A 14,397-nucleotide genomic window follows, 5' to 3' on the forward strand; every position below is an offset into this window, starting at 1 on the left:
TGTCTCCCGTCCGCCCGGCCTCCGTGGTGAACGGAGTGTCCGCGCAGGGCGCACACTGGCGGTATGGCCCTACCCAGAACGCATCACTGCTCGGCATGCTCGGACGGCACCGCACCCGGTGATGTCCTCCACGAGGACATCGTGGTCGGGGCGCCGCTGTCCATGGAGGAGCTCACCGACGCGCAGCGTCTCGACCGGTTCGCGCTCAAGTACGCCCACGACGGTTGCCAGGTCAGAGAGGTGCGGAAGGTCCCGCACGACACCTTGAGCGGTTACGCCTGGGCCGTCCGCTTCAGCGAGGGTTCGTAGCGTCGTGTCGACGTAGCGGACGCGTGGAGGGAGCCGTGTGGAATGGGCGCACCCGGCCCGGCGTTGTGGAGTGGGTGACCGAGAACAGCCGTGGTGATCCGGATGTCCCGCCGCCCGAACAGGAAGCGGTACGGCAGCGGCTCGTGGCGGAACACGCTGGCACGAGCGAGCGTATGGCGGCGCTGAGCCGTGACTTCGAGGCGATCGTCGAGGCGAACGCCCTGGTCGCCGTTGACGACGAGCATGATCCCGAGGGGTCCAGCACCGCTTTCGAGCGGGCGCACGTCGCCGCCCTGCTGGCGCAGGCGCGTGAGTACCTGGCCGAGCTGGACCTGGCCATGGATCGGCTGGCGAGCGGCGACTACGGCCGCTGTGAGGTGTGCGGAGAGCCCGTTCCGGCCGCCCGGCTGGAGGTACGGCCGGCGGCTCCGACCTGCGTCGGCTGCGCGGACCGGAGTGCGGAGCGTCGCCGCTGAGCGTGCCTGTGCGACCCGGGGCCGTGACCGTGAACCCTTGAGCAATGACCGGCCGCCTACCCGCAGTTGTCGGTCGACACAGGTCGCGTACGTCTTCGTCCCCCGCCGCGGACCGTGGCGCGATACGTGCTCCATGATGGGCGCTGGAAAGCAGCGCGGCGGTGGCGGCGACCCTGCGGGTGCGGGCACGCTGCAACGTAACGGGGAAGGGCACAACCATGGGGCAGACCCTTGCGGAGATCCTGGACGGGGCCGCGCGCGGCCGGTTTCCGGCGCCTGACGGGAGTACCACCGTGGTGACGGCGCCGAGCGGGCGGGACAGTGGCGTGATCGCCTTCACCGCGCACTCGGTGGTGTTCACCGACGAGGACCCCGCGTGGGTCCACGCGACCCTGGCGTCCCTGGACTGCGATGCGCTGGCGGCCACCATGCATCCGCGTTTCCTGCAGGCGTTCCTGGAGCGGACCGGCCGGACCACCGACACGATCGACCTCCTCACGGTCGCGCCCGCTCTCCCCGGGGATCCTCCGCCGGCCCTGCGGGAGGTCACCGACCCGGTACATCCCCGGGTCATGAGCGCGCGCAGGCGGCGCGACGGGGTGCGGATGTGGACGGTCGACGGTGGGGTGCTGGTCCTCGGGCGTGGGGTGGCGGGGCGCTGGGAGGTAGCCGTAGAACTGGACGAGGACGCCCGGCACCGGGGCCTGGGGCGGGCCCTGGCAACCGCCGCCCGCCACCTGGTGCCCGACGGCGAGCACCTCTGGTCCCAGCAGGCCGCGGGAAACGCGCGCAGCATCAGGGCGTTCCAGGCCGCCGGGTTCCGGCCGGTGGGCTCGGAGGCGTTGCTGCTCGGCCCGTAGGGCGCGGTCGCCTCTTGTATCCGTACTCGGCCCAAGGCCCCGTGCATGTCGCCGAGGCCTCCCGGCGGGGCTGGGGCGTTGTCGGCGTGAGCGAGTAGGGGGCCGGAAGGGCTTGCCGCACTCAGGCCCAAGCGTGAGGGGGCACACGGCTGGGCGTGAGCCCCGTGCGGGGCCGGGGTGGGGCCTCCCGGGATGCGCTCCCGCGACCCCCAAGGCACCGTGGAGACATGGCCGCGCACCCGCCTGTGATCGTCTATCCGCCCTCCGCGACCGGAGGGCGGCGGGTCACCGTGCACGGGCAGATCGTGGGGCTGGCGCACGGGCGGGGCGAGGTGGCCGCCCTGTTGCGGGCCGCCGGGTTCGCGCCGGGGCCGGACCAGGCCGTCGAGCTGGACCGGCCGGGGCTGATCGAATGGCGCGGCGGCGACCTCGACACATGGGAGTGAGCCGGTGAGCCGCCACCCGAGCGGGTGCGTCCAAGTGGCTGGCCGACCAGGCCTCAGGGAACGTCGAATCTGATCTGCACGCACCATCAGCGCAGGTCAGGACCGCAGGCACCCATGCCTGTCCCGGCCAAGGAGTCCTCATGTCCCAGCCCTCCGCACCGAGGCCCGGCAGCACCTCCCGCCCCGCCGCATCCGGCGCCGACCCCGGCACCTCGTGGGCCGGTGGCGGGACGCTGTTCGCCGGTTTCCTGCTCCTCGTCGACGGTGTCCTCGGAGTGATCAAGGGCGTCGCGGGGATCGCCACCAACGATGTGTACGCGGCGGTCAACGACTACGTCTTCAAGTTCAACGTCACCACATGGGGGTGGATCCACCTCATCCTCGGCGTCGTCCTGATCTTCGTCGGCTGGGGCATCCTCAAGGGCGCGACCTGGGCCCGGGCCGTGGGCATCGCCCTCGTCTCCCTGAACCTGATCGCCAACTTCATGTGGCTGCCGTACACGCCGATCTGGGCCATCGTCACCATCGCCATCGACGTCTTCATCATCTGGGCCCTGTGCACCGACCGCTCCGAGCCGGCGTTCTGACGTGGCGGAGACCACCGGGACGTACGCCGACGGCATCGGGGCGGACCTCGTGGACCTCGCCGCCGAGGCGTACGTCTACGGGTACCCCCTGGTCTACGACCTCTCCATGGTCGGGACCTCGCTCCGTGACGGGCTCGGGGGGATGGCGGCCGCGCCCTTCAACCGGTTCGCGCACTCCGAACAGCTCGCCGACCACCGTACGGAGTTCGTCTCCGTCAACAACGACACCGTCTACGCCATCGCCCAGCTCGATCTGTCCGGCGGGCCGCTGCGCCTTCATGTCCCCGACAGCGGCGGCGCGTACTACGTGCTCCAGTTCATCGACGCCTGGACGAACAACTTCGCGTACGTCGGCCGCCGCGCCACCGGTACCGCGGAGGGCGAGTGGCTGATCGTGCCGCCCGGCTGGGCGGGCAGCGTCCCCGACGGCGTACGCGGGGTCCTCGACGCGCCCACCTCCGTGGTGACCGTGGTGGGGCGTTACGCCTGTGACGGGCCCGGCGACCTGCCGCGCGTCCGGGCGCTCCAGGAGCGGCTCACGCTCGACCCGCTCGACGGCAGACCCCACCGCACCGGGCTCCCCGCGCCCGAACCCGGCGTTCCGGAGGAGCTGCGGTTCTTCGAGGAGCTGCGGGTGTGGATGGCCGACTTCCCGCCGTCCGCGGCCGATCAGGCTTACCAGGACCGGTTCCAGCCGCTGGGGCTGCTGGAGGAGGGGCCCTCGCCGTACGCCGCCGCCGGCCCGGCCCTCGTGGACGCGCTGACGAGGGGACTTGAGCGGGGGCGGGCCCGGGTCGAGGGGGTCAGCCGCGCCGGGACGGGCGGCGGGGGCCGGGGGCCGGGGAGCTGGAACACGGACCCGCACCTGTTCGACTACAACCTGGACCACTTCGGCGTCGGCACCATCGACTCGCCGCAGTGGCGGATCGCCGACCGGGAGGCCTCCTACCTGGCCCGCGCGGTGGCGGCCCGGATCGAGCTCTGGGGGAACCATGGGTACGAGGCGGTGTACGCCCAGACCTTCCAGGACAGCGAGGGGCGGCAGCTGAACGGGGCGCACTCCTATGTCCTGCGCTTCCCGGAGCCGCCGCCCGTCGAGTCGTTCTGGTCGGTGACCATGTACAGCACCCCGGACCACTACCTCGTCGAGAACCCGGCCGACCGGTACGCGATCGGGGACCGTACGCCCGGCCTCGTCCACGCCGACGACGGCTCGCTCACCCTGTACCTGTCCCACGCCCGGCCCGCCGACCCGGCCCGGGCGGCGAACTGGCTTCCCGCGCCCGCCGGGGACTTCCGGCCCATGCTGCGGCTGTACACGCCGGGGGCCTCCGTCCTGGACGGGCGTTACGAGATTCCCGCCGTCGAGCGGGCCGAGGGATAGGAACCGGTCGCGACGCGGAGTGACGGCGGGCCGTTGTCAGTGGCGCGGTCCACAATGGAGCCATGTGCCGCAGCATCAAGACCCTTCGCCCGCCCGCCCTCCCCGAAGAGGCCACCGAGGAGGACATGCGGGCCGCAGCCCTTCAGTACGTACGCAAGGTGTCCGGCTTCCGCGCGCCCGCCGCGCACAACCGGGAGGTGTTCGACCGTGCCGTCGACGAGATCACCGAGGCCACGATGAAGCTGCTGGACGGCCTGGACGTACGGGGCGCGGCCACCCGGAGCACCGTCGAGGGCTGAGCTCGTACGGAGGACGGGGCGGGACGGACCGGGGGCGGGGGAGACGGCCCGGGCGACGCCCGGGGAACGGCTCAGGGGGAGACCGGCGCCGGTGAGGTGACCGGGATGTGCGCGTTCGACTGGCTGGGCACCGTGCTGGGCGCGATGCCGGACGCGATGCCGGGGACGGAACCCTGGAGGGCATCCTGGTGGACGGCCCGGGACACGGTGGCCAGGCCAGGTACGGCCGCCGGTAGGGAGGAGTCCTGGAGCGGCTTTGACGTGGCCACCGCAGTGCCCCGCTCGGCAGCCGGGCGCTTCACGAGGAACGCGGCCAGCGCGCCCGCCATGAACAGCGCCAGCACCGAGACGGCCGTCCCGAACCAGGTCGACCCGAGCCATCGGCCGCCGAAGTAGCCGAGCCCCACGCTGTAGCCCGCCCAGGCCAGCCCCGCCAGGGCCGACCACGGCACGAAGTCCCGCACTCTGCGGTGGGCGGCGCCCGCCCCGAGGGAGACCACCGAGCGGCCGGCGGGTGCGAACCGGGCGATGACGACGAGCGCGCCGCCGCCCCGGCTCAGCGCCGAGCCGAGACGTTCCTGCGCCTTGGTGAGGCGGCGGGAGCGCGCGATCGCCCGGTCCAGCCGGTCGCCACCGCGCCAGGCGAGGCGGTACGCGACGAGGTCGCCGAGCACCGAGGCGGCGGCCGCGCAGAGGATGAGGACGACGAGCGAGGGCACTTCACCTGTCGCACCCCCCGAACCGTTGACGCCGGTCGAGCCCGCGGCGGCCGCGGTGGCGGCGGTGATCACGAGGACACCGCTGGGCAGGAGGGGGAGAAAGACGTCCAGGAGCACCGAGACGGCGACCACCACGTAGATCCATGGGCTGCTGGTCAGTGCGCCCACACTCTCAAGCACCCGTCTACTCCCCGATCGTGTCAACGCCGCGACGTCGCAGGGGAGCGGCATGGGCGGCAGGTTCAGCTGTACAGCGTACGCGTGAGGGTTCTGCGCAGATCGCTCAGGGTGGGGTGACGTTGCGCGGGTCGCGTACACCTGGCGGGCCGTACGGGCGTTAGGCAGGCCGGAACGACCGGCACGAGTCAGGAGCAGCAGCGCATGACGGCACAGGTGGATCGAACAGCAGGGGCAGCGGGGGCGATCGAGGCAGTCGGGACGGCAGAGGCAGCCGGAACGGACCGGGCGTCGCGGGCGCCGGGGACGGTCCGGAGAAGGGTGCTGGTGGGTGCGGCCGCCCTGCTGATGCTCACCGGCGGTGCCACCCTCGCCCACGGCACGGCGGACGGCACGGACAGCGCACCCGCGCCGGACGGCGGAGGGCACGCGGCCCACAGCACCGGCGCCGGGGACGCGAGCGGCAGCGGAAAGGCGAGCGGGGCGAGCGGGGCGAGCGGGGCGAGCGGGGCGAGCGGGGCGAGCGGGACCGGGGAGGCGGGGCCGGTCGGTGGTGCGTCGCGGAGCGGCGGGTTCTGGATGCGGGCCGACGGGGTGTTCTCCCCGCCCGGCTCCTTCGTCCCGTCCGACGCGCTGACGTACGACACCGCTCTCGTGCCGGCCGCCGCGCGGATCGAGGTCACGCAGTACGCCGACCGGACCAGCCACCGTGTCGGCACCCGGCTGCGCGGCCTGGTCCCGAACCGTGCGTACGGGATGCACGTGCACACCTCGCCCTGTGCGGCCGACCCGACGTCGGCGGGGCCGCACTACCAGCACCGCGGCTCGGCCACCGCGGACCCGGTCAACGAGGTGTGGCTGGACTTCCGTACCGACCGGAACGGCGACGGCGAGGCGAAGGCCCGGCACGACTGGGGGTTCCGGGACGGCGGCGCCCGGTCGGTGATCGTTCACGACGCGCAGGGCGGTGCGGGGAAGCGGGTGGCCTGCTTCACGGTGCCGTTCTCGTCCTAGACGCGTACGGACGTGGGGGAGGAAGGGAGTACGGCGGGCCCCCGCCCCGCGCGACCGTCGCGCGGAGCGGGGCACCGTCCCGTCCGGGACCCGGCCACCGGTTCGGCGCCGGTGGGGGTGTGCCGGGGGCGCCGGAAGGTCAGGCCGAAACGCCGGCCGTGGCGGGCTCTCGGCGGGACTCCTCGGCGGGGACGCGCTCGGCGCGCGACCCGAAGAGCCGGTCCAGGGCGAAGGCGCCCGGGCCGGTGAAGACCAGCAGCAGGAACGCCCAGCAGAAGAGGGCCGACGTCTCGCCGCCGTTGCCGACCGGGGTGAGCGCCTCGGGCTGGTGGACCACGAAGTACGCGTAGGCCATCGAACCGGAGGCGAGGAAGGCGGCGATACGGGTGCCGAGGCCGAGGGCGACCAGGGAGCCGCAGACCAGCTGGATCAGGGCGGCGTACCAGCCCGGCCAGGCTCCCGCCTCCGCCTCGCGGCCGCCGAACACACCGAAGAGGGTAGAGGTGCCGTGGATGGCGAAGATCAGGCCGACGGCGAAACGGAAAAGGCCGAGCGCATAGGGCTGGGCCCCGTTCAGGCGAGTGGACATGGGGGGTGGGCTCCTTCGGTCTTGGGTGGGGACGTGAACCGACTGAGCGCCACAGGTTAGGGAAACCTCACTGGTACTTGCAAGTTCAACATTCTGGCATATGGCTGAAAATTGACTAAGGCTCCTTGGTGAGTGAACGCTCAAGAACACTGATCAGCTGATTGTCGCCGCCAACCGACTTGGCCTGGACCAATGTCAGCGCAGAGTTCCGGCCATGCAAGGTCAGCGTCATGAGCTGGTTGCCGAACCACGGGCCGCCCGCCCTGCTCCAGGTGACCGGCGACGGTTCGGTACGTCCGTGGCGGGTGAGCATCCGGCCGATGTGCCGGCCCACTCCGCTCCAGCCGAAGCGGAAGCCCAGCCGGATCGACCGGGGGACCGTGTTGTGCACGGGGGAACACGTCAGCTGGAGGACACGGGCGTGCGGGGCGCCGCCGGGAGTGTCGGCGGGCCAGTGAGGTTCGGCGATGTAGGCGTGGTGCACGTCCCCGGACAGCACACACACGGTCGCCGGGGCGTTCGGGCCGCTCCCCGCGCGGCGGAGCAACTCCGTGAACCGGCCGAAGGATTCGGGGAACGCGGCCCAGTGCTCCAGATCGGCCGCCCGGCGCACCCTCTCCCCGAAGCGCGCCCAGCGGCCACCGCGGGCCCCCGCGCTCAGGGCCGCGTTCCAGGTCTCGGCATCGTGGACGAGCGGGGGCAGCAGCCACGGCAGCGAGCTGCCGATCAGGAGATGGTCGTACGCCGCGGGGTCCTCCAGCACGCGCTCCCGCACCCAGCGGGCCTCGCTCTCGTCCAGCATCGCCCGATGCCCCTCGTCCAGGACGCGGGCCGCCCGGGTGTCCACCATCAGCAGTTGTACTCGGCCGAAAACGCGCTGGTAGCTCCAGCGGGTCCGGGCCGGATCCGCGTCGGTCTTCGCGGCGAAGCGGCGCAGGGTCTCGGTGCCGTCGGGGCGGGCCCTCACCGTGGCGTACACAGGATCGGCCGCCAGCTCGGCGGGGGAGAGGTTGCCCAGGTGCTGGTAGACCCAGTACGACATCAGTCCGCTGACGATCCGCTCGTGCCACCAGGGCGTGGCGCGAATCTGTTCCTGCCAGGCGGCGCTGGTGTTCCAGTCGTCGATGACGTCGTGATCGTCGAAGATCATGCAGCTCGGCACGGTGGAGAGCAGCCAGCGCACCTGGGGGTCGCGCCACGATTCGTCGTACAGGCAGGTGTACTCCTCGTAGTCCGCGACCTCCGCGCCCGGCGGCTCACGCAGATCACGCCGCATCGCGAGCCGGCGCCGCGTCGCCGCCGACGTCTCGTCCGCGTACACCTGGTCGCCGAGCAGCAGCAGGACGTCGGGCCGCTCGGCTGCGGGGTCGGCGGCGAGCCGGGCGGCCAGGGTGACCAGCGCGTCCGGGCCCGCCGGATCGTGCCCGTCGCCGGGGGCCGCGGCCCAGCGGCACGAGCCGAACGAGATCCGGACGCCGTGCCCCTCCGCCGCGGCCGCCCCCACCGGGGGCGTGGTGATGGTGCTCGGCGGGAGCCGGGACCCCTCGGGCGGCCACACGCGCCGTTTCCCGAGCAGCACCTCGTACGCGGTCGTGGTGCCGGGCGTCAGCCCCTCCACGACCACCAAGGCGTAGTGGTGCCCGCCCACCGCGAAGGTCGGGGACACCCCCGAGGCGCCGTCCGCGCACCGGACCTCCACGGTGCACGGACGGCTCGCCTCGACCCAGACGGTCGCGGCGGAACCGGACTCCCAGTCCACGTACCGCAGCAGTGGCCCCAGAAGCAGTCCGGCCATGTCGTGCCCTCCTCGCGTACGTCACGGATGGGCTCCGTAACGTACAGAACGACGGGGGAGGGTGCACGGGTTCCGGCGGTCGTCGGCGAGGTCGGGGGCGGTGTGCGGCCGGGCGGGGGTTCCGGTGGTCAGCAGCCGTTCAGGGCTGTCTGCAGGGCGCTCTTCTCGGCCGGGTCCACGCTCAGGCCGTAGTAGTGCTTCACGTGGACCCACGCGCGGACGTAGGTGCACTTGTACGCCGCGCGCGGCGGCATCCACTCGGCCGGGTCCTTGTCGCCCTTGGCCTGGTTGACGTTGTCGGTGACCGCGATGAGCTGGGGGCGGGCCAGGTCGTTGGCGAAGGACTGGCGTCGGGTGTTGGTCCAGCTGCTCGCGCCGGAGCGCCAGGCCTCGGCGAGGGGGATCATGTGGTCGATGTCGACGTCGGAGGCGGCGCTCCAGGTGGCGCCGTCGTACTGCGAGTACCAACTGCCGCTGACCGCGGCGCAGGCGGCGTCCTGCTGGACGTTCGTGCCGTCGCGCTTGAGCACCACCTCGCGGGTGTTGCAGGTGCCCGACTGCGTGATCCAGTGCGGGAACTTGTCGCGGCTGTAGCCGCTCGACGAGCCCTCGGCGCCGACGGTGAGCTGGCCGAGGTAGGTGCGTGCGGTCGCCGCGCTGACCGGGGTGGGGAGGGCGGCCTGGGCGGTCGGGGCGGTGAGCAGTACGGAGGTGGCGGCGAGGGTGGCGGTCGCGGCGGCGACGGCTGAGCGACGCGCGTAGATACCGAACATGCGAACTCCCTTGACATGGGGGGTGCTTGGGCGGGCGGCATGTGGAGCCCGGCCAGCGTGGCGGCGCCAGGTTTCCGGGCGGTGGGCACCAGGTAACAGAGTGACGACATGTGCACGTCACATCAAGGGGTGTGACAGGTCGCGCGGGGGTGAACCGACCGCCGGGCGCGGGAAGGGAGTTGTGTGGCCGGGGCGTCCGCCGGGGGCGCGCCCGGGCGGCGGCGGATCTATCGCCTGGTGCTGCTTCCGGTCGCGCCGGCCCTCGGGGTCGTCCTCGGCGCCCTGCTGGCCGCCGCCGTCGCCGCGTGGCCCCGGCTGGGCCGTTCGCGCGAGATCCTGGTGGCCGGGGTGCGGGCCGGGGTCAACTCGCCGCGGTCCGCCCGCTCATCGGCTGGGGCCCCGCCGGCTCGGGCCGCCGTTCGGATTCCTGGTGCTGATGTTCGCCGTGGCCGCCTGGACGGCGGGGCGCCGCGTCATCCGTAACCGCACCTGGTGGTGGGTGGCCGTGCCGATCGGGGCGGGGGGCGCTCCAGGCCGTCGGGCTGGTCGCGCGGGGGTGGCTGCACCGGGGTGAGCCCGGGGCCGAGGTGTGCTCCTGCCTCAGGCCCGAGGGGTTTCAGGCCGCGCTGATGTGCAGGCGGATCGTGCCGTCCTCGGCCGCCTCCACCCGGATCTGCGTCAGGTCCTCGACGTGCGCGTCCGGCGACAGGGCCGCGGCGCGCGGGCCGACGCCCACCACACGCATCCCGGCCGCCCGGCCCGCCGCGATGCCCGCCTCGGAGTCCTCGAACACGATGCAGTCCGCAGCCCCGAAGCCCAGCTCCGCCGCGCCCTTGAGGAAGCCCTCGGGGTCCGGCTTGCTGGCGCCGACCTGTTCGGCGGTGACGGAGACGGCGGGCATCGGCAGCGCGGCCGCTCCCATCCGGGCCGTGGCGAGAGCGCTGTCGGCCGAAGTCACCAGGGCGTGCGGGAGGTCGGCGATGGCGGCCATGAACGCGGCGGCGCCGCCGATCGGGACCACGCCGTCGACGTCGGCGGTCTCCTCGGCGAGCATCACCCGGTTGTCCGCGTAGTTCTCCTCGACGGGGCGGTCCGGGAGCAGGACGGCCATCGTGGCGTACCCCTGGCGGCCGTGGACCACCTTGAGGGCGGCCTCGGGGTCCAGTCCGTGCTTGACGGCCCACCGGCGCCAGCAGCGCTCCACGACCGCGTCGGAGTTCACGAGGGTGCCGTCCATGTCGAGCAGGAGGGCGCTTGCGGTGAGGACGGTGGCCGACATCGGCTGGCTCCAGAGCGCGGGGGGATGGTGGCGCGGTACAAGAGCAGCCCCGCCCGCCGGTCAGGGAGTGCGGGCGGGAGCTACTTTGTTCCATGAAGATACAAAAACCTGGGCCGGAAAGCCAATCCCGCGGGCCGGCCCTGTCCGAAGGCCGGCGCGACCGGTCAGCCGCGGCCCTGTCCGGTCGTCTCCGCCTCCAGCGCGCGCCGGGTCTCCGGCCCGTACACACCGGCCGGGTCGCCCTGGATCGCCTTGTACGACTGGTAGATGCGCACGGCGTTCTCCACACGGTCGTTGAAGTTCCCGTTCGCGTCGCCGTGGTAGAGCCACACCTCGGCGAGCCGGTTCTGCAACACGGCCACCTGCGGCCCCTGGTCGCCGCGCCGCAGCGAGGAGGGGGCCGGCTCCGCGGGCGGCGCGGCGGACGGCGGCGCGTCACCGGTCGCGGACGCGGACGGGGTGCCGGGGCTCGGTGTCGCCGGTGCGGAGGCGGTCGGGCTCGGCGCTGCGCTCTCCGAGGGCGAGGCGGAGGGGGACGGGGAGGCGGTGGACGCCGAGGGGGTGGGTGAGGCCGAAGCCTTACGGGACGGAGCGGCCGAGGGGGAGGGGGACGGGGCCACGGAGGCCGCCGCCGGCTCGTCCGCGGTGTCCGGGGCGCTCGTGGTCGCCTCCGGCAGTGCCTCCTCCTGGCTCCCGTCCCGGTCGAAGAGCCCCCCGGCGAAGGCCGCCGTGCCGACCACCGCCGCCACGGCCGCCCCCACGGCCAGGGTCGCGAAGGGGCGTCTGTGGCGCGGCTGCACGGGGTCGGATGCGCCGGGGGCCGTACCGAAGGCCGGTCCCGCCCCGAAGGCCGGTCCCGCGCCCGGGCCCGTACCGGCGCCCGCGCCCGGGGAGGCGCTGCGGCGCCTGTTCTCGTCCGCCACCGGGGGTCGGGCCGCACCGGGCCCCGGGTCCGTACCCAGGCCCGTACGGGAATCCGCGCCCGGCCCCATCCCCAGGTGCAGCGGCATGGTGGTGGCCGCGTCGCTCCCGGCGCCCTGCCCCGACCCGCCGGCACCGGCCTGCCCCGACCCGTCGGCACCGGCCTCGGTGGAGCCGCCGCCCCCCGCACCACCACCCCCCGACGCGTCCCCCAACGTCACGTACGGCCTGATCCGCAGCGGGTCGAAGTCCTCCGCCGCCGCCATCTCCGCCGAGCGGGCGGCGCGCAACTCGTCCCCCGTGAGCGGCGTCGCGCCGGTGTCCGTACCGCACCGGCAGGGCACCCGGTGCTCCGTGCCGGGCTCGCCTGCCGTCCGTCTGCCGCACTCCGGGCATGCGTGTCCGGTCATCGTGGGTCCCCTCCCCTTGAACTGCCTGCGATTATGCAGCCCGCCCCGGCGAAGCCCAATGCCCTCCCCGCTGCCCCTCCGGCGCCCGGTAGGCCGTAAACAGCGCTCGGCGGGCTATAACAGGGCATAACGGCCAGGATGGGGTGTAGTGGATCAGCGGACTGCAGTGGATCGCAGCGGATCGAGGAGACGCCCATGGCCCAGCAGCTGAGCCCGCCCCTGGTCCCCGGCGAGGGGCAGTCCCGCCGGACCGTCCTGGTGGCGATCGGCGCGCTGCTCCTCGGCATGCTGCTGGCGGCACTCGATCAGACCATCGTCTCCACCGCGCTGCCGACCATCGTCAGCGAGCTCGGCGGTCTCGACCACCTCTCCTGGGTGGTCACGGCCTATCTGCTCGCGGCGACGGCGGCGACCCCGCTCTGGGGAAAACTCGGCGACCAGTACGGCCGCAAGAAGCTCTTCCAGACCGCGATCGTCATCTTCCTGATCGGCTCCGCCCTCTGCGGCATGGCCCAGAACATGCCCCAGCTCATCGGCTTCCGCGCTCTCCAGGGCCTCGGCGGCGGCGGGCTCATGGTGCTCTCGATGGCGATCGTCGGAGACATCGTCACCCCGCGCGAACGCGGCAAGTACCAGGGCCTGTTCGGTGCCGTCTTCGGAGTGACGAGTGTGCTCGGGCCGCTGCTCGGCGGGTTCTTCACCGAAACCCTCAGCTGGCGCTGGGTGTTCTACATCAACCTGCCGATCGGCGTCGTCGCGCTGCTCGTCATCGCGGCCGTGCTGCACATCCCGGTCCACCGCGAGAAGCACACCATCGACTACCTCGGCACCTTCCTCATCGCCTCCGTCGCCACCTGTCTCATCCTCGTGGCGTCCCTCGGCGGCACGACCTGGGCCTGGGGATCGGTGCAGATCATCGCGCTGGCGGTGCTCGCCGTCGTACTGCTGATCGCGTTCGTCGCCGTCGAGCGGCGGGCGGCGGAACCGGTGCTGCCGCTGACACTCTTCCGGATCAGGACCTTCAGCCTCGTCGCCGTCATCAGCTTCATCGTCGGCTTCGCGATGTTCGGCGCGATGACCTACCTGCCGACCTTCCTCCAGGTGGTCCACGGCATCACTCCGACCATGTCCGGTGTGCACATGCTGCCGATGGTCCTCGGCATGCTGCTCACCTCCACCGGCTCCGGCCAGCTCGTCAGCCGTACCGGCCGATGGAAGGTCTTCCCCCTCGCGGGCACCGCCCTCACCGCCGCCGGCCTCCTGCTCCTCCACCGGCTCTCCCCGACCAGCTCCACCTGGGAGATGAGCCTCTCCTTCTTCGTCTTCGGCGCCGGGCTCGGCCTCGTCATGCAGGTGCTCGTCCTCGTCGTGCAGAACGCCGTCTCCTACCGGGACCTGGGCGTCGCCACCTCCGGCGCCACGTTCTTCCGCTCCATCGGCGCCTCGTTCGGCGTGGCCATCTTCGGCACCGTCTTCACCAGCCGGCTCACCGGCCAGCTCGACAGCGCCCTCGCGGGCCGGTCCCTGCCGCCGGGCGTCGACGCCGACCGACTGGCAGCCGACCCCCGGTCCATCCAGGTGCTCCCCGCCGACCTGCGCCCCTCGATCCTGGACGCCTACTCCACGTCCATCACGGACGTCTTCCTGTACGCGGCCCCCGTCGTCCTGATCGCCTTCGTGCTGGCCTGGTTCCTGCGGGAGGACAAGCTGCGGGGCTCGGTGACCGCCCCCGACACCAGCCAGACGCTCGCCTCCAACCCGGTGGAGCGTTCCTCGTACGACGAGTGCGCCCGCGCACTGTCGGTGCTGGCCACCCGGGAGGGGCGCCGGGAGATCTACGAGAAGATCACCGCACGCGCCGGATACGACCTGCTGCCCGCCGCCAGCTGGCTGCTGCTGCGGATCAAGCGGCACGGCACCGTCGAGCCCGCGCGGCTCGCCGAGGTGGCCCCCGTACCGCTACGGGTGATCACCGAGGCGGCCCGGCAGGTGGAGGAGCGTGGACTGGCCCGCCGCGAGGGGCTCCAGATGATCCTCACCGACGCGGGGGCCGAGGCCGTCGTCCGGCTCTCCCAGGCGCGGGAGGACTCCCTCTCGGAGCTGCTGGGGGACTGGTGGGGGCCCGAGCGCCCGACCGACCTGGTCAAACTCGTCGCCGAGCTGACCGCCGAGGTCAGCGGGTCGAGCAAGGAACGCCCGCACATGCCGGCACCGCCCCGCGACCACGCGGCGGACTGGCACCACGACATCGACCACCCGGACCGCCACCGCTCCGGGAACCGCAGGGACCACCCGGACCACCGGGACGGCTACGGTCACCCGGATCGCCGGCCCTGACCGCCCCGTCCCCGAAGCGCCC

15 protein-coding genes and 1 pseudogene are annotated in these 14,397 nt (G+C 73.0%); 10 read left to right on the plus strand and 6 right to left on the minus strand.

Annotated features, from left to right (window positions below):
* Window positions 1–63: 63 nt before the first annotated feature.
* The 7 genes from AMK21_RS03250 (at window position 64) to AMK21_RS03280 (ending at window position 4,361) form a co-directional block, all read left to right on the plus strand.
* Window positions 64–309, plus strand: coding sequence for a hypothetical protein (locus AMK21_RS03250; protein WP_073873915.1), 246 nt, complete (start codon window positions 64–66; stop codon window positions 307–309).
* A gap of 74 nt (window positions 310–383) precedes the next feature.
* Window positions 384–785 (plus strand): TraR/DksA family transcriptional regulator, encoded by a 402-nt coding sequence (locus AMK21_RS03255; RefSeq protein WP_073874254.1) that lies wholly within the window; start codon window positions 384–386, stop codon window positions 783–785.
* A 218-nt stretch (window positions 786–1,003) separates the two neighbouring features.
* Window positions 1,004–1,645 (plus strand): GNAT family N-acetyltransferase, encoded by a 642-nt coding sequence (locus AMK21_RS03260; RefSeq protein WP_073873918.1) that lies wholly within the window; start codon window positions 1,004–1,006, stop codon window positions 1,643–1,645.
* Between the two features lie 227 nt (window positions 1,646–1,872).
* Window positions 1,873–2,091, plus strand: coding sequence for a hypothetical protein (locus AMK21_RS03265; protein WP_073873920.1), 219 nt, complete (start codon window positions 1,873–1,875; stop codon window positions 2,089–2,091).
* 140 nt (window positions 2,092–2,231) lie between these two features.
* Window positions 2,232–2,678 (plus strand): DUF7144 family membrane protein, encoded by a 447-nt coding sequence (locus tag AMK21_RS03270; RefSeq protein WP_073873922.1) that lies wholly within the window; start codon window positions 2,232–2,234, stop codon window positions 2,676–2,678.
* Between the two features lies 1 nt (window position 2,679).
* Window positions 2,680–4,062 carry a DUF1254 domain-containing protein gene (locus AMK21_RS03275; RefSeq protein ID WP_199863093.1) on the plus strand — a complete coding sequence of 461 codons (1,383 nt, stop codon included), beginning with the start codon at window positions 2,680–2,682 and terminating at the stop codon, window positions 4,060–4,062.
* Between the two features lie 62 nt (window positions 4,063–4,124).
* Window positions 4,125–4,361 (plus strand): DUF2277 domain-containing protein, encoded by a 237-nt coding sequence (locus AMK21_RS03280; protein ID WP_073873924.1) that lies wholly within the window; start codon window positions 4,125–4,127, stop codon window positions 4,359–4,361.
* Between the two features lie 71 nt (window positions 4,362–4,432).
* Here AMK21_RS03280 and AMK21_RS03285 read toward each other — a convergent pair whose 3' ends face one another.
* The gene (locus tag AMK21_RS03285; RefSeq protein WP_073873926.1) at window positions 4,433–5,260 is read right to left on the minus strand and encodes a DedA family protein; all 828 of its coding nucleotides are present in this window, start codon (window positions 5,258–5,260) and stop codon (window positions 4,433–4,435) included.
* 324 nt (window positions 5,261–5,584) lie between these two features.
* On the opposite strand from AMK21_RS03285, the gene AMK21_RS03290 reads away from it, so the two are divergent.
* On the plus strand, window positions 5,585–6,271 hold the full coding sequence (locus tag AMK21_RS03290; RefSeq protein ID WP_079181065.1) for a superoxide dismutase family protein: 687 nt from the start codon (window positions 5,585–5,587) through the stop codon (window positions 6,269–6,271).
* Between the two features lie 139 nt (window positions 6,272–6,410).
* On the opposite strand, the gene AMK21_RS03295 is transcribed toward AMK21_RS03290, so the two are convergent.
* The 3 genes from AMK21_RS03295 to AMK21_RS03305 all read right to left on the minus strand — a co-directional run bounded on the left by AMK21_RS03295 (window position 6,411) and on the right by AMK21_RS03305 (window position 9,428).
* Complete coding sequence (locus AMK21_RS03295; protein ID WP_073873930.1) at window positions 6,411–6,860, minus strand: DoxX family protein; 450 nt, start codon at window positions 6,858–6,860, stop codon at window positions 6,411–6,413.
* Window positions 6,861–6,975: 115 nt separating this feature from the next.
* Entirely contained in the window at window positions 6,976–8,655 is a 1,680-nt protein-coding gene (locus AMK21_RS03300) for an alkaline phosphatase D family protein (RefSeq protein WP_073873932.1), read from the minus strand.
* A 128-nt stretch (window positions 8,656–8,783) separates the two neighbouring features.
* A complete protein-coding gene (locus AMK21_RS03305) occupies window positions 8,784–9,428 on the minus strand; it encodes an HNH endonuclease family protein (RefSeq protein ID WP_073873934.1) in 645 nt (214 codons plus the stop codon).
* 237 nt (window positions 9,429–9,665) lie between these two features.
* On the opposite strand from AMK21_RS03305, the pseudogene AMK21_RS03310 reads away from it, so the two are divergent.
* A pseudogene (locus tag AMK21_RS03310) lies at window positions 9,666–9,960 on the plus strand (ABC transporter permease); the annotation flags it as partial.
* 84 nt (window positions 9,961–10,044) lie between these two features.
* Here the strand turns inward: AMK21_RS03310 and AMK21_RS03315 are convergent.
* Both AMK21_RS03315 and AMK21_RS03320 read right to left on the minus strand, forming a co-directional pair.
* The gene (locus AMK21_RS03315) at window positions 10,045–10,707 is read right to left on the minus strand and encodes an HAD-IA family hydrolase (protein ID WP_073873936.1); all 663 of its coding nucleotides are present in this window, start codon (window positions 10,705–10,707) and stop codon (window positions 10,045–10,047) included.
* Window positions 10,708–10,871: 164 nt separating this feature from the next.
* Entirely contained in the window at window positions 10,872–12,038 is a 1,167-nt protein-coding gene (locus AMK21_RS03320; RefSeq protein ID WP_079181053.1) for a peptidoglycan-binding domain-containing protein, read from the minus strand.
* Between the two features lie 195 nt (window positions 12,039–12,233).
* Here AMK21_RS03320 and AMK21_RS03325 point away from each other — a divergent pair, with 195 nt between their 5' ends.
* The gene (locus AMK21_RS03325; protein WP_073873940.1) at window positions 12,234–14,375 is read left to right on the plus strand and encodes an MDR family MFS transporter; all 2,142 of its coding nucleotides are present in this window, start codon (window positions 12,234–12,236) and stop codon (window positions 14,373–14,375) included.
* Window positions 14,376–14,397 lie beyond the last annotated feature (22 nt).

Origin of the sequence: Streptomyces sp. CB00316 (assembly GCF_001905595.1) — a bacterium.
Taxonomy (GTDB): Bacteria; Actinomycetota; Actinomycetes; order Streptomycetales; family Streptomycetaceae; genus Streptomyces.